Source organism: Martelella lutilitoris (assembly GCF_016598595.1).
In the GTDB taxonomy this organism is placed as follows: Bacteria; Pseudomonadota; Alphaproteobacteria; order Rhizobiales; family Rhizobiaceae; genus Martelella; species Martelella lutilitoris_A.
The window spans coordinates 4,023,894-4,044,678 of the sequence record NZ_CP066786.1 but is presented as its reverse complement, the minus strand read 5'-3'; the positions used below and the strand labels follow the sequence as shown (position 1 = coordinate 4,044,678).

The following is a 20,785-nucleotide window of genomic DNA, read 5'->3' as shown; positions in this document are numbered from 1 at the left end:
ATCGTCACTTATTCATGACAAAAGCAATCATGTTTATTGACGCCGCCGGCTGACTGGTCGCCGCGCGGCCTATCGGAGTTTTCTCATGTCTGAACAGGTCAATGATATCGCCCCGCCGGAAATCGAGCGCGTCCGCCACGAACTGAAGCGCCGGACGCTGAGGGTGGCGGCGGCGGACTATATCACCCCCGCCATGCGGCGCATCACCTTCGAATGCCCCGAACTTGCCGATTTCATCAGCGCGGCGCCCGACGATCATATCAAGCTGTTCTTCGACACGGGCGAAGAGAAACCGGCGATGCGCGACTATACGCCGCGCCGCTACGACAATGACCAGCGGTCGCTCACCATCGATTTCGCCATCCACGATGCGGGCCCGGCAACGGCTTGGGCGGTTGCCGCAAAACCCGGCGATACGCTTGAGATCGGCGGGCCGCGCGGTTCCGCCGTGGTGAAAGGGCCGGTCGCCCACTGGCTTCTGATCGGCGACGAGACCGCGCTACCGGCAATCGGCCGGCGGATTGAGGAAGCGGAGCCCGGAACGCGGATCACTGCCATCATCGCCGTGTCGTCGTCCGATGACGGTCAGGCCTTCAAGACAGCGGCCGATGTCGAGTTTAGCTGGATCGACCGGGCCGGCGCCGATGCGACCGACCCCGCGCCGTTTCTCGAGGCGCTCAAGGCCGTCGCGCTGCCGCCGCAGACCTTTGCCTGGATCGGCGCCGAGGCCCGCGTGGCGCGCGCGATCCGCACGTACCTCGTGGAAGAGCGCGGCCATCCGCTGACCTGGATGAATGCCTCCGGCTACTGGGTCGCCAATCAGGCGGGCACCAGCGAAAAGAACATGTGACCTGTCGCATGATTGCAGCAAAAGCCTGCAATCATCGCGACGGACAAGCGGGATTTGACCTTCTCTCGATGTTAGTTTAGAAGAATTCTAAATTCATTTCGGGATGATGATCATGGCATTCAATCTGTTTTCAAGGCCACGCCGCGCCTTCTCCTCGCTCTCCGAGCAGGAAGTCCTGGCGCTCGCCATCTCCTCGGAAGAGGATGATGCGCGCATCTACAAATCCTATGCGGAGCATCTGCGGTCCGAATATCCGGATTCTGCGAAGATTTTCGATGACATGGCGATGGTCGAGGACAGCCACCGGCGCATGCTGATCGACATGCACAAGCGCCGCTTCGGCGATGTCATCCCGCTGATCCGGCGTGAACATGTGCGCGGTTTCTACGAGCGGCGTCCGGACTGGCTGATGAAGAGCCTGCCGCTCGACAAGATCCGCGACCAGACGGTGACGATGGAAGAGCAGGCATGCCGGTTCTACCGCGCGGCCGCCGCCCAGGTCAGCGATGCCGACACCCGCAAGCTGCTCGGCGATCTTGCCATGGCCGAAGAGGCGCATGAGGAAACCGCCGTCGCGCTCAGCGAAAAGCATGCGCCGAAGGATGTCCGGGATGAGGAAAGCCTGAAGGAGCGCCGGCAGTTCGTGTTGACCTGGGTGCAGCCGGGGCTTGCCGGGCTGATGGACGGCTCGGTCTCCACGCTTGCGCCGATCTTTGCCGCCGCCTTTGCCACGCAGGATACCAAGCAGACCTTCCTGATCGGCCTTTCGGCGGCCGTCGGCGCCGGCATTTCCATGGGCTTCACCGAGGCCGCCCATGATGACGGCAAGCTTTCCGGGCGCGGGTCGCCGATCAAGCGCGGCATCGCCTCCGGCGTCATGACCATGGTCGGCGGCCTCGGCCATGCGCTGCCCTATCTGATCCCGGAATTCTGGACGGCGACGATCGTCGCCATCATCGTGGTGTTCTTCGAACTCTGGGCGATCGCCTTCATCCAGAACAAATATATGGAAACGCCCTTCATGCGGGCCGCCTTCCAGGTCGTGCTCGGCGGCGGCCTGGTGCTCGCCGCCGGCATGCTGATCGGCAGCGGCTGATCAGCCGTAACTGCGCGTCGGCCGGTCCATCACCCGCCGGCCGAACAGGCTGGCCGTGAGGTCCGTCATCAGGATGGCCGCCTTGCCGCGTTCGTCGAGAAACGGATTGAGTTCCACCAGGTCGAGCGAGGTGACGAGTTCGCTGTCATGCAGCATCTCCATCACCAGATGGGCCTCGCGGAAGGTCGCGCCGCCCGGAACCGTGGTGCCGACGCCCGGCGCGACGGCAGGGTCGAGAAAATCGACGTCGAAGCTGACATGCAGCATGCCGTCCTCAGCGACGACCATACCGAGAAACGCCGACAGGAGGGCGGCAATGCCGCTTTCGTCGATGGCGCGCATGTCGTGGACGGTGACGCCGCTTTCCTTCAGCGCCGCGCGCTCGGGCGGATCGACGCTGCGGATGCCGAGCATGCAGACATTTTTCGGGTCAACCGGCGCATCAAGCGGTGGGAAAATGCCTTCAAATCCTGGTCTACCGGTGAAATAGGCCGCCGGTGTGCCGTGGAGATTGCCGCTTTCGGTGCTCTCCAGCGTGTGAAAATCGGTATGGGCGTCCAGCCAGAGGACAAAGAGCGGCCGGCCCTGCTGTTTCGCCCGCCGGGAAACGCCGGCAACGCTTGCCGCCGCCATCACATGATCGCCGCCCATGAAGATCGGCAGGCCGTTCCCGGAAATCTCGAACGCCTTGTCATATAGCGCATCGAGCCAGGAGACGGTTTCGCCAAGCGCCTTGAGCTTGGCATTGGGGTGGGAAACCGCGCGCCGGGGCGCCGGCGCAAGGTCGCCGAGATCGACCACGTCGTGACCCAGGCCGGCAAGCGCTTCGCCAAGGCCGGCGGCTCTCAACCCGTTCGGCCCCATGTTGCAGCCTTTCCGGCCCGAGCCGGACTGGACGGGAACGCCGAGCAATGTGCAATGCATGAAAAACTCCGTTTTCGGTTTCCGTCTTCGACAGAAGTCGGCAATAATAACCGCCCCGAAGGGCGGTCCAGAATCGTCGGAAACCAGTATAGACCCTTGTTGACTTTGCTTTGAAGGGTGGCAGGAAGACGGATAAATACGGTAGCGCTGCCATTTACGCCTTTCAATTTCGCGCAAGGGCGTTTGACTTGCGGAAAATTGTGCTATGCCTTGCTATTGGTTGAGAGGAACCGGGAGGCTCCATGAAGAGGAAACCGGCAGATGTCCAACCCCGTTTCAGGGTCTGGGTTGAAATCCGCCCGCCTGCCTCCGCCCCTTTTGTCCCTTGGGTTTTCGCATGAGACGATCGTGATGGAAGAGGTTGAAACGGCGCGGTGGTTTCGTGCCGCCATTGCCCGGGTGTCGTCCTGTCTGGCCGTGCTTGCGGTTCTGCTGCTTGGCGCCGTCCCGACGGCAAGGGCGCAGGACCTCGAGCTGAGCGCGGACGAGCGTGCCTATATTGCCGCGCGCGGTCCGGTCAGCGTCGGCGTTGTCGCCGACAACGACCCCTACTCCTTCTATCGCAACGGCAATATCATGGGCTGGACGGTTGATCTCATCGGCGTGATCGGCACCATGACCGGGCTCGATTTCAAGCTGCGCATGGGCTCCTGGTCGGATGTCTACGGCCAGTTCCGCGCGGGTGGGCTCGATATCATCGCCGATATTTCCGAGACCGAGGAACGCAGCCGTTTCATCACCTTTACCGATCCCTACCATCTGCGCCGAACGGTGCTTTACGAAAATGTCGATCAGTCCTTCGACAGGCCCCTCACGCTCGATCAGCTGAAACAGAAGCGCATCGGCATCATCCGTGACATCTATTATGCCGATGCGCTGCGCGAGATCGGAGTGAGGCCCGTCACCTATGCCACTTACCGCGACCTGATGGCGGCCGTCGCCTTCGGCTGGGTGGACGGCGTGCTGGCAGCGGAGATGACCGGGAATTTCTTCCTGCGCGAAAACGGCTTCACCAATGTCGCGAATGCCGGAACGCCGCCGCTGACGGCGGTGGCGCTCGAGGATTTCCGCCTTGGCGTTCTCAGCCGTGACGGTGACGAGAATGCGAAGGTGCTCGCCGACATCCTGGAGAAGGCCATCACGGCGATGCCGACGGATACGCTGGATGCGATCACCACGCGCTGGCTTTCCTATCGCTCCGAGCGGTCGATGAGCACGGGGCCGCTTCGCCTGCTGCCGGAGGAGCAGGCCTTCGTCAAGGGCGCGCCGCCGTTGAAAATCGGGTTCTCGCTTGACTACGAGCCGTTCAGCTACCTTGACAATGGACGCGGCAAGGGGTTTGCGGAAGACATAACCCAATATATCGCATCCGCCACTGGCCTCGTATTCGAGCGCGTCTATGACAACTGGTCGGGATTGCTCCGCCGCTTTCGCGAGGGCGAACTCGACGTTGTCACCAACATCTCTTTCACGGACGAGCGGGCCGAGTTCACGCTGTATTCCGATCTTTACCACCGGGTGCCGAATGCCGTCTTCCTGCCCTCCGGAGCGGGTCCCTATGCAGGTCTCGAGAGCCTTGAAGGCAAGTCCATCGGCATCAGCCGTGACATCTACTACGCCGACGCTCTCAAGGCTCGTTTCGAGGATGTCCGCGAGTTTGATAGCCGGGAAGAGCTGATGCAGTCGCTTTCCGGCCGCGAGATTGATGTGGTGATCACCTCGCTGAGCAATGGTACCGCGATTATCCGCCAACAGGGGCTGATCAATATTCAGATCGGCGGCGAGTTCCTGATGGACGGCGTCGAGCGCGAGGACCTCCGTTTCGGCGTATCGCCGCGCTATCCCTATCTCAGGAGCATCATCGATCATGCCCTGGAATCGATCTCCCTGTCGCGCTGGGAAGAAATGGAGCGGCGCTGGCTCGGTCCGCCGATGGCGGGGATGGAGTCGGACCGCGATCTTCTGACCGGCGACGAGCGACAGTATCTGGCCGAGAAAGGCCCGATCCGGGTCTGCGTGGAGCCCAGTTCACCGCCCTACACGACCATCGAGGATGATGGTTCGCTCGGCGGCGCGATCGCCGAAATCCTCGCCCTGATGAGCGCGCGCGGCAGGTTCGACCGTCAGATCGAGCCTGTCTCGCTGGCGATTGCTGACAGCGACAGCGCGCTCTCGGCCGACTGCGACGTGCTGCCCTTCGTGGCGCGCGAGAACATGCGCGACACGACCTTCGATCTTGCGCCCCCCTATCTCGATATCGCCCTTGCCGTGGCCGCGCCGCTTCAGGCGCCCTTCGTCAGCAGCCTGCGCGAGCTTGAGGGCCAGCGCGTCGGTATCGTTCCCACCCATGTGCCGGCGGAACTCCTGAGGAGCCGTTATCCGAATGTCGGGCTTGTCGCCATCGACAGCGAGGGCGTCGGGCTCAAGGCGATCGAGGACGGAGAACTCGACGCCGTCGTCGGCCCCCTGGACAGTCTCGTCTACCTGATTGCCGGCATGGACAGCAACGACGTGAAGATTTCCGGCCGCATTCCCGAGGGGTTGCAGGTGGTGGTCGCCACCGTGCCGGACGAGCCCTATCTCGGCCGGATCTTTGCCAAGCTGGTCGTCAATCTCGATCCGGACGCCGTCGACCGGATCATCAGCATGCAGAAACTGGCGCCCTTCAAGCGCGCGATCGATTATCGCCTGCTGCTCGGCATTGGTGCGATCGGCCTCGTCGTGCTGGTGCTTTCGCTTTACTGGGTGCGCAAGCTCAGATCCCTGAATGTCGCGCTTAACAAGGCCAACAGCAAGCTTCACGAGGTCAGCATAACCGACGGCATGACCGGGCTTTACAACCGCAGCCACTTCATCGAGCGCGGCGAGGCGGAGTTCGGCCTGTCGCGTATGCGCGGCCTGCGTTTCACCGTCGCCATGCTCGATGTCGACCATTTCAAGCCGATCAATGATCGCATGGGCCATGTTTTCGGCGATGCCTGCCTCAAGCATCTGGCCGAAATCCTCAATGCCCATTTCCAGCGCGCCGGAGATCTCGTCGCCCGCTACGGCGGCGAGGAATTCGTGGCTTATACGCTCGCGGGCGAGGCCGACCAGGTTCGGGCCTTTATCGAAAGGCTGCGCGAGCGCGTGGCGGAAAACCCTGCGGCGGTCAACGATGTGGTGCTGAGCCTGACGGTCAGCGTCGGCTTCTATTCCGCCGTGCCCGGCGCCGGCGATACGCTCGAACAGTATATCGACCGGGCGGACTCCTATCTCTATGAGGCCAAACGAAGCGGCCGCAATCGCGTCAACGGCAATCTCTGATCGTCCTCACCATCTCCTTCGCTCTTGCCTTGCCGAATGTCGGCCGGCGCGTCGGAAAAACAACGCATCGACCGTCGATGCGCAAGAATATGGTTTACGTACATCAAGAACGCGGCTAACCTTGCTACCAAAGGGTAGGGACCTGTCGCGGCGAAGCATAGGCCGCGCGGTTGGACCCGTCGGGTGCGGTGGAGCGCGCCCGGGAGGAAAGACGGAAGCCGGGTGAAGCGCATTCCGGTGGAGCGGGGGAGGCCATGCGCGACGACAACGAGCGCGGCGGGAATGATATTCTTCTCAAGACCGCCGGACTGACCAAATCCTTCGGTCCGATCGAGGTACTGCACGGCATTGACCTTGCGGTGCGCGCCGGCGAGGTTCACGCCGTCATCGGCGAAAACGGCGCCGGCAAGTCGACGCTGATGCGGCTTCTGGCCGGCAATCTCAAGCCGTCGGGCGGCGATATCAGGATCGACGGCCAGTCGGTCTCCTTCGCCAATCCGACGGAGGCCGAGGCCAAGGGGATCGTGCTGGTGCACCAGGAAATCCTGCTCGCGCCCGATCTCACCGTTGCCCAGAATATCTTTCTCGGTCGCGAAATCCGCCGCGGCCTCGCCGTCAACGACCGGGTGATGAATGCCGAGGCGCGAAAGGCGGTCGGCGAACTCGGCGCCGATATCGATCCCGAAACGCCTGTAGCCCGGCTCTCGATTGCCAAGCGCCAGCTTGTGCAGATCGCTCGGGTGCTGCTGACGCCGCACAGGGTGGTGATCTTCGATGAGCCGACCGCCTCGCTGACGCCGGTGGAAACCGATGCGTTGCTCAAGGTGATGCGGGCGATCCGGGACCGGGGCGTGGCGGTGCTGTTCATTTCCCACAGGCTGAATGAAGTCAAGGAAATCGCCGACACGGTGACGGTCCTCAGAGACGGCCACAAGGTGGCGACCCATGAAGCGGACGAGCTTGAACCCTCCGACATGGCCCGCCTGATGGTCGGGCGCGACGTCTCCAAGCTCTATCCCGACCGCAAGCACGACGACGCCGGCGCGGCCGTGCTCGAGATCGGGGACTTCTCCGTTCCGGGTTATGCAAGAAACGCATCCTTTACGTTGCGCAAGGGCGAGATCCTGGGGTTTGCCGGTCTCGTCGGCGCCGGCCGCACGGAGTTGATGGAGGGCATTCTGGGCCTCCGCCCGGGGCGCGGCACGGTCCGTCTGAAGGGCGAGGCGGTGCATTTCAACGCGCCGATCGCGGCGCTGAAAGCCGGCATCGTCTATCTCTCCGAGGACCGCAAGGGCAAGGGCCTGCTGCTCTCCAAGGATCTGCGGACCAATCTGACGCTTGCGGCACTCGATCGTTTCATCAAGGCGCTGATGGTCGACCGCAATGCGGAGGACAAGGCGCTTGATGCCGCGATCCGCGATTTCGACATTCGCACCGGCTCGAAGGAGCTTGCCGCCGGCGAGCTTTCCGGCGGCAACCAGCAGAAGCTGCTTCTTGCCAAAATGATGCTGCTCGATCCCGAGATCGTCATCATCGACGAGCCGACGCGCGGGATCGATATCGGCAACAAGGAGCAGATCTATAAATTCATCGCCGAACTTTCGAAGGCGGGCCATTCGATCATCGTGATCTCTTCGGAGATGCCCGAACTGATCGGGCTTTGCGACCGGATCGTGGTGATGCGTTCCGGCGAGATCGCCGGCGAGGTGACGGGCGAGGGCATGAACGAGAATGAAATCGTGGTTCTGGCAACGGGCGTTGCCGGCAACAGGCATGAGATGGCAGGCGCAAGATGAGTGACAGCGTGAAAGGCGAGGCCGGTTCCGGCTTTCTGAGAAATATCGATCTGCGCGTGATGGCGCCGTTTCTGGCACTGGCGCTGCTTCTGGTGCTCGGCACCTTTTCAAACCCGAACTTCCTGACCGTCAACAATCTGATGAATGTCGCCACCCGCTCGGCCTTCATCGCCATCATCGCGGTCGGCGCCACTTTCGTCATCTCGGCGGGCGGGCTTGACCTTTCGGTCGGCGCCATGGTCGCCTTCGTCGCCAGCCTGATGATCATGTTCATCAACTCGGCGGCGATCGCGAACCCCTACCTTCTTCTGGTGGCGGCGATGGTGCTGGCGATCCTGATCGGCATGGGCTGCGGGCTTTTGAACGGCGTGATCACCACGGTCGGGCGGATCGAGCCCTTCATCGTCACGCTCGGGACGATGGGCATCTATCGCGGGCTGACGACCTGGCTGTCGCAGGGCGGCGCGATCACCGTGCGCGATTTCGAGGTGCAGCAGATCTACCGGCCGGCCTATTTCGGCACCGTGCTCGGCGTGCCGGTGCCGGTGATCGCCATCATCGCGACCGCGCTGATCGGCGCCTTCGTGCTCTACCGCACGCGCTATGGCCGGCATGTGATTGCCGTCGGCTCGAACGAGGAAGTGGCGCGCTATTCCGGCATTTCGGTGCGCAATGTGCGCATCATCACCTATCTGATCCAGGGGCTCTGCGTGGCGGTTGCCGTGCTGTTCTACGTGCCGCGCCTCGGCTCAACCTCGGCGACCACCGGCATGCTGTGGGAATTGCAGGCGATCACCGCCGTCGTCGTCGGCGGCACGGCGCTTCGCGGCGGTGTCGGGCGCATCTGGGGCACGATCTGCGGCGCCTTCATTCTGGAGATCGTCGGCAACATCATGCTCTTGTCGAACTTCATCAGCGAATATCTGATCGCCGCCATCCAGGGCGCGATCATCATCATTGCCATGCTGGTGCAGCGTTCGCTGCTCCGCAGGCAATAGAAAAGCGATCGCGGGCATTGCGGACCGCCCGCGCGTCTCGCTTTACGGCTTGAACGGTTCGCCATTTTGGGAGGAATGCGTATGAAAAATCTGGTTATGGGCGCAACATTGCTGGCGGCGACCTCGCTTGCCGGCGTCACCCAGGCTCAGGCGCTGACGGTTGGCGTCTCCATTCCGGCAGCCGACCACGGCTGGACGGCGGGCATCGTCTACCATGCCGAACGCGTGGCCGAGAAACTGATGGAGGAATATGACGACCTCAATGTGATCGTCAAAACCTCGCCCGATCCGGCAAGCCAGGCGAATGCCGTACAGGATCTGGCCGTGCAAGGCATTGACGCGCTGGTCATCCTGCCGACCGACCCGGATCCGCTGGTCAACGCCATCATGCAGGTCAAGATGGAAGGCACTTTCGTCACGCTCGTCGACCGCGCCCCCTCCAACAACGACAATTCGGTGCGTGACCTCTATGTGGCCGGCAACAATCCTGCGCTCGGTGCGGTCGCCGGCGAATATATTGCCGATACCACGCCGGATGCCCAGGTGGTCGTCATCCGCGGTCTGCCGATCCCGATCGACCAGCAGCGCCAGGACGGCTTTGATGCGGCGCTGGAAGGCACCAATGTCGAGGTTCTGGAGAAGCAGTTCGGCAACTGGAACCGCGACGATGCCTTCCGGGTCATGCAGGACTATCTGACCAAATATCCGAAGATCGACGTTGTCTGGGCCCAGGATGACGACATGGTTGTTGGCGTGCTGCAGGCGATCGAGCAGTCGGGCCGCGACGACATCCAGTATGTCATCGGCGGGGCCGGCTCGAAGGACATGATCAAGAAGGTCATGGACGGCGATCCGATGATCCCGGTCGACGTTCTCTATCCGCCGGCGATGATCGGCACGGCGATGGAGTTGACGGTGGCTGGCATGATGGACCAGGTGCCGATTGCCGGAAGCTATATTCTCGACGCCACGCTGGTGACGCCGGAAAATGCCGAGAACTACTACTTCCCGGATTCGCCCTACTGAGGACCGGGAAGCGGCCGCCCGGCTTCCGGGCGAACCTGAAGGGATCGGCGATCCCGGAGAGCCTTTTCCGGGATCGCTTGAAAATTGGAAAGCCGTCCGCACATTCATCAGAGGCGGGACGGTTTTCGACCGGCGGACCGTCTCGGCCCTGCGGAGCGCGCGGGGCCGTTTCGCCGGCCATTTCGTAAGGCCGTTCCGGGCGGGCTTCGCCCGGCTTTGCGGCACAATCAGCTATCCAGTCTTTCCGGGAGAAAGCACCATGAAAACGATTAAGGGGCCGGGCCTTTTCCTCGGCCAGTTCGCAGGCGACGAGGCGCCGTTCAACAGCTGGGACGCGATCACGAAATGGGCGGCCGATTGCGGCTACAAGGGCGTGCAGGTGCCGTCCTGGGCCGGACAGTTGTTTGATTTGAAGAAGGCGGCCGAATCGAAAGACTATTGCGACGATTTCAAGGGCCAGGCGCGCGAGAACGGCGTCGAGGTCACCGAGCTTTCAACCCACCTCCAGGGCCAGCTCGTCGCCGTCCATCCGGCCTATGACGAGGCCTTTGACGGTTTTGCGGCGCCGGAAGTGCGCGGCAATCCGAAGGCGCGGCAGGAATGGGCCGTCAACCAGGTGATGATGGCGATCACCGCCTCGAAAAATATGGGCATAAACGCGCATGCGACCTTTTCCGGCGCACTGGCATGGCCCTTCCTTTACCCCTGGCCGCAGCGCCCGGCGGGCCTGATCGAGACCGCCTTCGAGGAGCTCGCCCGCCGCTGGAAGCCGATCCTCGATCATGCGGACGAGAACGGCGTCGATATCTGCTACGAAATCCATCCCGGCGAGGACCTGCATGACGGCGTGACCTTCGAGATGTTCCTCGACCGGCTCGACCAGCATCCGCGCGCCAACATGCTCTACGATCCGTCGCATTACGTGCTGCAGTGCCTCGACTATCTCGACAATATCGACATCTACAAGGACCGCATCAGGATGTTCCACGTCAAGGATGCGGAGTTCAACCCGACCGGTCGTCAGGGCGTCTATTCCGGCTATCAGGGCTGGGTCGACCGCGCCGGACGGTTCCGTTCATTGGGTGATGGCCAGGTGGACTTCAAGGCGATCTTTTCGAAGATGGCGGCCAACGACTTCGACGGCTGGGCCGTGGTCGAATGGGAATGCTGCCTCAAACACCCCGAGGACGGAGCGCGTGAAGGCGCCCAGTTCGTCAAGGACCACATCATTCGCGTGACCGAGAAAGCCTTTGACGACTTCGCCGGCGGCGGAACGGACGAGGCAGCCAACAAGCGGATGTTGGGGCTCTAGTCTCGCTTACGGTATCACTGGGCGATGGCCTCCCCCTCACCCCAGCCCTCTCCCCTCCGGGGCGAGGGGGTCTGCTGGTCGGGGCGATAGGCAGAGAGCCAACCACGCGGTCCCTTCTCCCCTCAGGGGAGAAGGTGGCGGCAGCCGGATGAGGGGATACCCCCGGCCAAAGACAATTCAGGAGATATTCCAATGGCAATCAAAGGCAAAGACGAAATCTATTCGGGCCGCATTCGGCTCGGCATGGTCGGCGGCGGGTCCGGCGCTTTCATCGGCGGCGTGCACCGCATGGTATCGCGCCTCGACGATCACTACACATTCGTCGCCGGCGCCCTGTCGTCGACGCCGGAAAAGGCGCTCGCTTCGGGCAAGGAGCTCGGTCTCGATCCCGAGCGCACCTATGGCTCCTACGAGGAAATGGCCGAGAAGGAAGCCGCGCGCGAGGACGGCATCGAGGCGGTGGCGATCGTCACGCCCAATCACATGCATTTCGGCCCGGCCAAGGCCTTTCTCGAAAAGGGCATCCACGTCATCTGCGACAAGCCGGTGACGTCCAGCCTTGAGGAAGCCAAGGCGCTGAAGGCGATCGCCGACAAGGCCGATGCACTGTTCATCCTCACCCACAATTACACGGGCTATCCGATGATCCGGCAGGCCCGCGCCATGATCGAAAACGGCGATCTCGGCGATATCCGCCTGATCCACGCCGAATATCCGCAGGACTGGCTGACGGAGCCGGCCGAACGCTCCGGCTCCAAACAGGCGGAATGGCGCACCGATCCGAAGCGCTCGGGCGCAGGCGGCGCGATCGGCGATATCGGCACCCATGCGCTCAATCTGGCGCTTTTCGTTTCCGGCGCGGAACTGGAAAGCCTTGCCGCCGATCTCGACAGCTTCGTCGAGGGTCGCCAGCTTGATGACAACGCCCATATCATGCTGCGCTTCAAGGAAAAGAACGGAGTGAGGCCGAAGGGCATGCTGTGGGCAAGCCAGGTGGCGCCAGGCTTCGAAAACGGGCTGCAGATCAAGATCTGCGGCACAAAGGGCGGCATCCAATGGGCGCAGGAAAACCCGAACTATCTGTGGTACACGCCCTTCGGCGAGCCGAAGCGCCTGCTGTCGCGCAACGGCGCCGGCGCGCTTGATGCGTCCACCCGCGTATCGCGCATCCCGGCCGGCCACCCTGAAGGCTATCTGGAGGGCTTCGCCAATATCTATACCGAGGCCGCCCGGGCGATAAAGGCGTTCCGCGACGGCAAGACGGCGGATGACGTGGTCTATCCGACGATCGAGGACGGCGTCATCGGCCTTGCCTTCATCGAGGCCTGCGTTGCCTCCTCGAAGGCTGACGGAAAATGGGTCGGGCTCGACGTCTGACCCGGCAAGACATACCCGCGCCCCGCCGGACGACCTTTCGGGCGGGGCGTTTTCTTGACCGCCGTCAGGCGATGACGCAAATCGGCAACGCCGGACATCGAACTTCTGCAACGTTTCAGATTCGCCTTTGCGTTTATGTACAAACCCGCCCAACTCCTCTAGATCACCTTTCGAAAACCGCCGCGCCGTCCGGACAAGGCCGAGATCCGCCGACGCGCAGCCGAAACGACAATGATGCGGTCCGGCGGCCGACAAGGCTGTTCGCCGGGCCGACACTTGAAGGATCACCGACCATGATCGACCCGAAACAGCTCGCCCGTCGTTTTCCGGACGATTTCATTTTCGGCGTTGCCACCGCTTCCTACCAGATCGAGGGCGCGGCGCGCGAGGACGGGCGCAAACCCTCCATCTGGGATGCCTTTTCCCATATGCCCGGCCGCGTGCATAACCGCGACACCGGTGATGTCGCCTGCGACCACTACCACCGTCTTGAGAGCGATCTCGACATGATGAAGGATCTCGGCGTCGAGACCTACCGGTTCTCGATCGCCTGGCCGCGCATCATTCCGGACGGTCGCGGACCGGTGAACGAGGCGGGGCTTGATTTCTACGACCGGCTCATCGACGGCTGCAAGGCGCGCGGGCTGAAGACCAATGCGACGCTCTACCACTGGGACCTGCCGCTGACGCTTGCAGGCGAGGGCGGCTGGACGGCGCGCTCCACGGCCTATGCCTATCAGCGCTATGTGCAGACTGTGATGAAGCGGTTCGGCGACCGGCTGGACCTGGTTTCCACTTTCAACGAGCCCTGGTGCATTGTCTGGCTCAGCCACCTCTACGGCATCCACGCGCCGGGCGAGAGATCCATGGATGCAGCCCTTGCGGCGCTCCACACCGTCAACCTCGCCCACGGGCTCGGCCTTGAGGCGATCCGTCAGGAAGCCCCCGAGGTCAAGGCGGGCATCGTGCTCAATCTGCAGGCGATCTACCCGATCAACGACACGGATACCGACCGAGCTGCGGCCGAACGCAGCTTCCAGTTCAACAACGGCGTCTTTCTCGATCCCCTGTTCAAGGGCGCCTATCCGGACGGCTTCATGTCGGCGCTGGGAGAACGGATGCCGGTAATCGAGGACGGCGATCTCGATCTGATTAGCGGCAAGCTCGACTGGTGGGGCCTGAACTACTACATGCCGTCGCGCGTGGCCGATGACAGCGCGTCGGGCGCCGAATTTCCGGCGGTCAGCTTCGGCGCGCCGGTCTATAACGTGATCACCGATATCGGCTGGGAAACCCACGCGCCGGCCATGAAGATGCTGACCGAGCAGGTCTACCAGCGTTACGACCTGCCGGACATGTACATCACCGAAAACGGCGCGTGCTACAACATGGCGCCCGTTGACGGCGTGGTCGATGACGCGCCACGCACGGAATACCTGTCCGACCATATCGCCATTGCCGCAGACCTCGTGGAGGCCGGCATACCGCTCAAGGGTTATTATGCCTGGAGCCTCATGGACAATTTCGAATGGGCGGAGGGCTATGCGATGCGCTTTGGCCTGATCTATGTCGATTATGAGACCCAGGAGCGCACGCTGAAGAATTCCGGCAAGTGGTACAAGGCGCTTGCGGAGGAATTTCTTGAAAGGGGCGAGGAGCGCTGAGGCTCAGCCCGTTGCAGCATGCACAAACCGCCCGGATGTCGTCCTGGGCGGTTCGTTGCAACGGTTCTCGCCCGGAAACCTAAAGGTTGTCGATCCGGTTCTGCAGGACGCGCAGCTGCCGGCGCAGGTCGTCCAGGTCGCCGGCAACCGGGTGCACGGCCGGAGCGGATTCCCCGCCCTCGTCATCCTCGGCGCGGTAGCTGCTGGCGCCGAGCGGCGCGCGTCGTACCGTCTCCTCCCGGCGGTAGTATTCGCGCTTGAGCGGGTTTTCATAAAGCGCCCTGTCCATCTGCTCGCGCATGTGGGCCTGCTGTTCGGAGAACGCCTTCATCGCGTTGTCGAGGAAGCCCGGCAGCATGGCCTGCATCTGGTCCCCGTAATAGCCGATGATTTCGCGCAGGAACGAGACCGGCAGAATGCCCTGGCCGGATTTCGCCTCCTGTTCGAAGATGATCTGGGTCAGCACGGTGTGCGTGATGTCCTCGCCCGACTTGGCGTCCTGAACGGTGAAATCCTCTCCCTGTTTCACCATGTCCGCCAGGTCCTCAAGCGTTACGTAACTGCTCGTGCCGGTGTTGTAGAGCCGGCGATTGGCATATTTCTTGATAGCCGTCGGTCCGTCTTTTACGGGCATGTTGTGTCTCCTCCCCGCGTTTTTGTTTCCTCTTCCCGTCTTGGATGTAACCTCAAAAAACACCGGGTTACAATCGTTTTATCGCAGCGCAGCGACACGAAACCGGGTCGCGGTGGCACGATCGTGGCCCAATTCTCGGATAGCGAGCCCAGTGACACTGGCTGATCCGGCGCGCACTTTTGCGTGATAGTCGCTGCTGGCGGCTTCTTGATATGCTCGCGCCCCGCTTCTGTTATCGCACCTGCAAACCGCCGCTCGGCTCGAGCCGGGCACAAAAAAAGGCGCCGCCCGAGATGGCGGCGCCCTGACCGGCGAGCGGTGCTGCGAGCCGGTCCTGACGCGACAGCCTTTCGGCGCGCGCCGCTTTCGATGACAGTCGGCGTTACCGGTTGGCTGTCGCCGCGCCAATGCCGCCGCCGATCAGGCCGCCGGCAATCGCGCCGGTTGCGTCTCCGGTAATCGCTGCGCCAGCGGCGGTACCAACGCCGGCGCCGATCGTGGCATTGCGTTCCTGCGTTGTGCAGGCGGCGAGCGGAAGAATGAATGCAAGGGCGAGGACTGCTTTCTTCATGATCTTGGTCTCCAGGTTATACATAGCCTGCGATGAGCAGGATGATGACGATTAGCAGGACGAGACCCAGACCGCCAGACGGTCCGTAACCCCATGTCCGCGAATAGCCCCAGCGCGGCAGGGCGCCGATCAGAAGCAGGATAATGATGATGAGCAGGATTGTGCCGAGCATGGTTTCTCTCTCCGGGAAATCAGTTGGACAAAGAACGCCGGCACGACGAGATTTGTTCCCGAGCGCCTAGAATAGGGCTTTCGGAAAGGATCGCGACCGCCTCGGAAAGCCAGCCGCAATGCCAAAAAAATATGGTTAAGACTTTGTAAATCCACGATATATAGCGGTGAACAAAACAGGAAAACCAGGCTGTCAGCGATTCGTCGCTGATTCGTTCCGGCTTTGGTCCCGGCGCGGAAAAAAGCCTGGGAGTGCCCGGCTCACGCCTCCGCCGTCACGCGCCGCGCCTTCGCCATGTAGACGGCCGAGCGGGCGACCGAGAAACCCGTGGCAAGGCCGACGAAGAGGTTTACCGGGATCATGAAGGCGGGATGCTTGGCAAGCCCCGGGTTGATGGCGAGGCCGGCATTTTGCACATAGAGCGCGGCAAACAGGATCAGAACCATGGCAAGCGTGTGCCATTCGCCCTCGATCAGCACCCTGTCGGCGCTGACGGGGTGCAGTTTCCTCTGCGGCCGCAGCAGCCACACGGCAAGACCGCCGAGAAGGAGCCCGAGGCCGAGTCCCTGCAGAGCGGGCGCGGCAAATCCGAGTGAAACCACCCTGTGCGCCGCAAGGATCAGAAACAGGAGCGGCAGGATGAAGAGCCGGTTGACCGACACTTCCTTGTCCTGGAACCGCTTCGCGCCGCGCAGGACGAGTATGACGAGGATGACCCAGACATAGATCGGCGTTCCGGCGATGATCGAGACGAGCATTTCCATAACGTGACCTTCCTTTCGAATTTCGCTCGGGATAAACTGGGACCTTCATGACAAACGTGAAGGGTGCGTGAAAAGCGGGAGATGAACGAAGTCCGGAAAAACTTCGCAAAATGCAGCGGATTGCAGTTCACGCTTCGCGAAATGCACAGGGATTTTACCCACTGGCGGACCTACGGGCTTCTTGCGATCGTCATTCTCGTCGCCGCATGGTCCGGCCCCTTCGGTACGGAGCGCGAATTCCCCTTCTTCCTGCGCCTGGTCTATTGGGCGGCCGTGGTTCTTCTGACCTTTTCCGCCGCGCATTTCTTCGGCGCCTGGACAAGCTTTCTGCTGCGCCGGCGGGGCCTGCATGCGTTTCCTCGCATCCTTCTGGTCACGCTTGCGGCGGGGTTTGCCAGCACGGCCGCCGTGCTGCCGGTCACCATTGTCGTCTCCGGCAAAGAGGCGCTTTCGCCCGCCGCGCTCTTCTCCACGGCCTACCACGCGCTGCTGATCGCGGCTGCCGCTGTCGGCGCCATGGAGCTTCTGCGCGGCAAAAAAGGCGATGCCGTCGCGACCGGGCCATCTGGCGAGGCGGAGCGCCCGCCGCCGCTGCTCGCGCGCCTGCCGCTGGAAAAGCGCGGCAGGCTGATCTCGCTCTCGGTTTCCGATCACTATGTCGACGTGGTCACGACGCGCGGACGGGCCATGGTGCTGATCCGTCTGAAGGATGCGATCGGGGAGACCGCACCGGAGCCCGGGATAAGAATTCACCGCTCGCATTGGGTGGCGCTTGCGGCTGTCGAGAGAGTGGAGCGGAGGGACGGGCGTCTTGCGATCGTCACCGGCGCCGGCGAAGTGCTGCCGGTCAGCCGCAGCTATCAGGCGGATGTGAGGGCCGCCGGCCTCACCCCGGGCTGATCGTCCGCGTTCATCCTTTGTTTACGAAGGTTAACGTGCCCCTTCCGTTCACCGGGAAGGTGATGATGGCGTTTCCACATCTAGGGCGTTGGCGCCGAGAAAACCCAATATCTAGCCGTGAACAAACCGGGAAAACGGCAGAGTCAGCGATTCGTCTGTGATTCGTTCGCGTCTGTTCCAAATCTTAAGAAAAGCCGATGTTTCGGGCAAAATCCCTGTCCCCCTTGCTTGCGGGCGCAAGCCGGTCCATCTATAGAGAAAGCGCGCGCCGGCGGTTTTCCGCGCGGCGTTTTGAGCAATGGACGGGGGCGAGGATTTGGCCCCGGCCAGGGAATCGGGACCGGGACATTGAATTCTGAAGCAATGATCTTGAGCGGACGCGGTGTCACCGCCATGCTCGGTCCGACCAATACCGGCAAGACCCATTTTGCGATTGAACGCATGGTGGCCCATTCCTCGGGCATCATCGGACTGCCGCTGCGCCTTCTGGCCCGCGAAGTCTATACCCGCCTTGTCGAGCGCGTCGGCGTCAATCGCGTGGCGCTGATCACCGGCGAGGAGAAGATCGCGCCGAAAACCGCCCGCTACAGCGTCTGCACCGTCGAAGCGATGCCGCGCGAGACCGATGTCGCCTTCGTGGCGATCGACGAGGTCCAGCTGGCCGGCGATCTGGAGCGCGGCCACATCTTCACCGACCGCATCCTGCATTTGCGCGGGCGCGAGGAGACCCTTCTTCTGGGCTCGGCGACGATGAAGCCGATCCTTCGGCAATTGCTGCCGGGCGTTTCGATCGTCGAGCGGCCGCGACTTTCCAGCCTGTTCTACGCCGGGCAGAAGAAGATCACCCGCCTGCCGCGCCGTTCGGCGATCGTCGCCTTTTCCTCCGACGAAGTCTATGCGATCGCGGAACTGATCCGCCGTCAGCGGGGCGGCGCGGCCGTTGTGCTGGGCGCGCTTAGCCCGCGCACCCGCAATGCCCAGGTCGAACTCTACCAGAATGGCGACGTCGAATATCTCGTGGCGACGGACGCCATCGGCATGGGGCTCAATCTTGATGTCGATCATGTGGCCTTCGCCCAGGATCGTAAATTCGACGGCCATCAGTACCGCAATCTCAATGCCGGCGAGCTCGGACAGATCGCGGGGCGCGCCGGCCGCCACATGCGCGACGGCACATTTGGCGTGACAAGCCGCGTCCCGCCCTTTGACGAGGAACTGGTGGAGCGGCTCGAAACCCATCACTTCGACCCCGTCAAGGTGCTGCAATGGCGCTGCAAGACGCTTGATTTCTCCTCGCTGCATGCGCTGAAGGCGAGCCTTGACGAGGTGCCGCGCGTGCAGGGGCTGACGCGGGCGCTTCCAGCCGTCGACCAGCGCGCGCTGGAGTTTCTCGCCCGCAACCCCGCCGTTGCCGGAAAGGCGGACCGCCGCGACAGGATCGAGACCCTGTGGGAGGCTTGCGCGCTGCCGGACTATCGGCGCATCACGCCGGCCCAACACGCCGACCTGATCGCCTCGCTTTATCTCGACCTTGTCGAGCATGGCACGGTGGATGAGGATTTCCTCGCCAAACAGGTCCGCCATGCCGATAGGACCGATGGTGAAATCGATACGCTTTCGGCGCGTATCGCCCAGATCAGAACATGGACCTATGTGTCGAACCGGCCCGGATGGCTTGCCGATCCGACACACTGGCAGGAAAAGACACGGAAAATAGAGGATCGGTTGTCGGATGCACTGCATGAGAGGTTGACGAAACGCTTCGTTGACCGCAGGACTTCCGTGCTGATGAAGCGCCTGAGAGAGAATGCGATGCTTGAAGCTGAAGTGAGCGTGAACGGGGATGTCTTTGTGGAAGGACATCATGTGGGGGAACTGGCGGGCTTTCGTTTCAAAGCCGTGACCGGCGCCGAGGGGCCGGATGCCAGGGCGATCGAGGCTGCCGCGCTGAAAGCGCTGGCGCTCGAATTCGAGGCGCGGGCCGCGCGTCTGCACGCCTCCGGCAATTCCGACCTGGTGCTGGATTCCTCCGGAACGGTGCGGTGGCTCGGCGATCCGGTGGCCCGGCTCGTTGCCTCCGAAAATGTCTTGAGGCCGCGCATCGTGCTGCTGGCCGACGAACAGTTGACTGGCGCGGCCCGCGATCATGTCGCGGCCCGCATCGAGCGCTATGTGGCGCACCAGATCCAGACGGTGCTGAAGCCGCTCGATGATCTCGCCAACGCCGATGACATCGAGGGGCTGGCGCGCGGCCTCGCCTTCCAGCTGGTCGAGAATTTCGGCGTGCTGTTCCGGCGCGATGTCGCCGCCGAGGTCAAGGCGCTCGATCAGGATGCGCGGGCCTCGCTTCGCCGCTACGGCGTGCGCTTTGGCGCCTATCACGTCTTCATGCCAGCTCTCTTGAAGCCGGCGCCGGCCGAGATGATCACCCTGCTGTGGGGTCTCGCCAATGACGGCCTCGACAAGCCCGGCTATGGCGAACTCATTCCGGTGCTGGCGGCCGGTCGCACTTCGGTCGTTACCGATCCGGCTTTCGAACGCGCCTTCTACAAGCTTGCCGGTTTCCGTTACCTCGGCAAGCGCGCCGTGCGCATCGACATTCTCGAACGCCTCGCCGACATCATCCGCCCGCTGACGCAGTGGAAGCCGGAAGCGGGTGGCGCGCAGCCGGAAGGCGCCTTCGACGGCCGTCGCTTCGTCACTACGCCGGCGATGATGTCGATCCTCGGCGCAACGCCCGACGACATGGAAGAGATCCTGAAGGGCCTCGGCTATCGCGCCGATGTGGCAACGCCCGAGGAAGTCGCGGCGCTTGAGGCCGTTCAGGCCGAGCGCGATGCCGAGAAGGCCGCAAAGCAGCATGCAGGCGTCGCCGTCGAGACGGTTGCCCGGCGCGCCGAGAAACCGGTTGCCGCAGAGCCTGCCGCCACGGAGACGCCGGCGGCTCCGGCTGCTGAAACGCCCGCTGAAGACAGTGGCGCGGTCGAGAAGGCCGATAAACCCGCTGCCGAAGCTGCGGAAGCCTCCGGCGCGCCCGCCGAAATCGCTGCGTCAGAGCCCAAGGAGGAGGAAGAGCCAAAGCCCGTCCTGCTCTGGCGTCCGGGCGCGCGCGGCAACAACGAGCGCAACCGGCAAGGCCATCAGGCGCGCGGCCAGCGCAATGAGGGTCGCGGTCGCGGTCAGCCGGGTCGAAAGGGCGGTGACGGCGAGCAGCACGAGCGTTCCGGCAAGCCCGGCGGCAAGGGCGGTAAAGGCGGCAAGGGACCGCGCCGCGATCGTGGCGAGAACGAGGGCAACAAGCCGCGCGAGCAGCGCCGCGAGCGCGACAAGCCCGTCGATCCGGATTCGCCCTTCGCCAAGCTTGCCGCGCTGAAGGCGCAGATGAAGCGGTAAAC

At 62.9% G+C, this 20,785-nt stretch carries 16 protein-coding genes; 11 read left to right on the top strand and 5 right to left on the bottom strand.

Annotated elements, in window-relative coordinates; genetic code table 11:
- Positions 1-85: 85 nt before the first annotated feature.
- Together JET14_RS19105 and mbfA are read left to right on the top strand one after the other, a co-directional pair.
- Entirely contained in the window at positions 86-850 is a 765-nt protein-coding gene (locus tag JET14_RS19105) for a siderophore-interacting protein (protein WP_200335649.1), read from the top strand.
- Positions 851-962: 112 nt separating this feature from the next.
- Positions 963-1,946 (top strand): iron exporter MbfA, encoded by a 984-nt coding sequence (gene mbfA / locus JET14_RS19100; protein WP_200335641.1) that lies wholly within the window; start codon positions 963-965, stop codon positions 1,944-1,946.
- Here the strand turns inward: mbfA and rocF are convergent, their stop codons facing one another.
- Positions 1,947-2,870 carry an arginase gene (rocF, locus tag JET14_RS19095; protein ID WP_200335639.1) on the bottom strand — a complete coding sequence of 308 codons (924 nt, stop codon included), beginning with the start codon at positions 2,868-2,870 and terminating at the stop codon, positions 1,947-1,949.
- Positions 2,871-3,221: 351 nt separating this feature from the next.
- On the opposite strand from rocF, the gene JET14_RS19090 reads away from it, so the two are divergent.
- The 7 genes from JET14_RS19090 (at position 3,222) to JET14_RS19060 (ending at position 14,349) form a co-directional block, all read left to right on the top strand.
- Positions 3,222-6,176, top strand: a complete 2,955-nt coding sequence (locus JET14_RS19090; protein WP_200338171.1) for a diguanylate cyclase — start codon at positions 3,222-3,224, stop codon at positions 6,174-6,176.
- Positions 6,177-6,430: 254 nt separating this feature from the next.
- Positions 6,431-7,972, top strand: coding sequence for a sugar ABC transporter ATP-binding protein (locus tag JET14_RS19085; protein WP_200335636.1), 1,542 nt, complete (start codon positions 6,431-6,433; stop codon positions 7,970-7,972).
- Complete coding sequence (locus tag JET14_RS19080; protein WP_200335634.1) at positions 7,969-8,970, top strand: ABC transporter permease; 1,002 nt, start codon at positions 7,969-7,971, stop codon at positions 8,968-8,970. The genes JET14_RS19085 and JET14_RS19080 overlap by 4 nt, the downstream gene beginning before the upstream one ends.
- A 75-nt stretch (positions 8,971-9,045) precedes the next feature.
- Positions 9,046-9,996 carry a substrate-binding domain-containing protein gene (locus tag JET14_RS19075; RefSeq protein WP_024709992.1) on the top strand — a complete coding sequence of 317 codons (951 nt, stop codon included), beginning with the start codon at positions 9,046-9,048 and terminating at the stop codon, positions 9,994-9,996.
- A gap of 259 nt (positions 9,997-10,255) precedes the next feature.
- Positions 10,256-11,308 carry a sugar phosphate isomerase/epimerase family protein gene (locus JET14_RS19070; protein WP_200335632.1) on the top strand — a complete coding sequence of 351 codons (1,053 nt, stop codon included), beginning with the start codon at positions 10,256-10,258 and terminating at the stop codon, positions 11,306-11,308.
- Between the two features lie 192 nt (positions 11,309-11,500).
- Positions 11,501-12,685, top strand: a complete 1,185-nt coding sequence (locus tag JET14_RS19065) for a Gfo/Idh/MocA family protein (protein ID WP_200335630.1) — start codon at positions 11,501-11,503, stop codon at positions 12,683-12,685.
- 293 nt (positions 12,686-12,978) lie between these two features.
- On the top strand, positions 12,979-14,349 hold the full coding sequence (locus tag JET14_RS19060; RefSeq protein ID WP_200335620.1) for a GH1 family beta-glucosidase: 1,371 nt from the start codon (positions 12,979-12,981) through the stop codon (positions 14,347-14,349).
- Between the two features lie 79 nt (positions 14,350-14,428).
- On the opposite strand, the gene phaR is transcribed toward JET14_RS19060, so the two are convergent.
- The 4 genes from phaR to JET14_RS19040 form a co-directional block, all read right to left on the bottom strand.
- On the bottom strand, positions 14,429-14,983 hold the full coding sequence (gene phaR / locus JET14_RS19055; protein ID WP_200335618.1) for a polyhydroxyalkanoate synthesis repressor PhaR: 555 nt from the start codon (positions 14,981-14,983) through the stop codon (positions 14,429-14,431).
- Positions 14,984-15,365: 382 nt separating this feature from the next.
- Entirely contained in the window at positions 15,366-15,554 is a 189-nt protein-coding gene (locus JET14_RS19050; RefSeq protein ID WP_200335616.1) for a hypothetical protein, read from the bottom strand.
- Positions 15,555-15,570: 16 nt separating this feature from the next.
- Positions 15,571-15,726, bottom strand: coding sequence for a DUF3309 family protein (locus JET14_RS19045; RefSeq protein WP_081725892.1), 156 nt, complete (start codon positions 15,724-15,726; stop codon positions 15,571-15,573).
- Between the two features lie 260 nt (positions 15,727-15,986).
- Entirely contained in the window at positions 15,987-16,490 is a 504-nt protein-coding gene (locus JET14_RS19040) for a DUF6622 family protein (protein ID WP_200335614.1), read from the bottom strand.
- Between the two features lie 120 nt (positions 16,491-16,610).
- On the opposite strand from JET14_RS19040, the gene JET14_RS19035 reads away from it, so the two are divergent.
- Both JET14_RS19035 and JET14_RS19030 read left to right on the top strand, forming a co-directional pair.
- Positions 16,611-17,390: a LytTR family DNA-binding domain-containing protein gene (locus JET14_RS19035; RefSeq protein ID WP_200335612.1), complete on the top strand. Its 780-nt coding sequence runs from the start codon at positions 16,611-16,613 to the stop codon at positions 17,388-17,390.
- A gap of 363 nt (positions 17,391-17,753) precedes the next feature.
- Positions 17,754-20,783: a helicase-related protein gene (locus JET14_RS19030; protein WP_200338170.1), complete on the top strand. Its 3,030-nt coding sequence runs from the start codon at positions 17,754-17,756 to the stop codon at positions 20,781-20,783.
- The last annotated feature ends 2 nt before the right edge of the window (positions 20,784-20,785 follow it).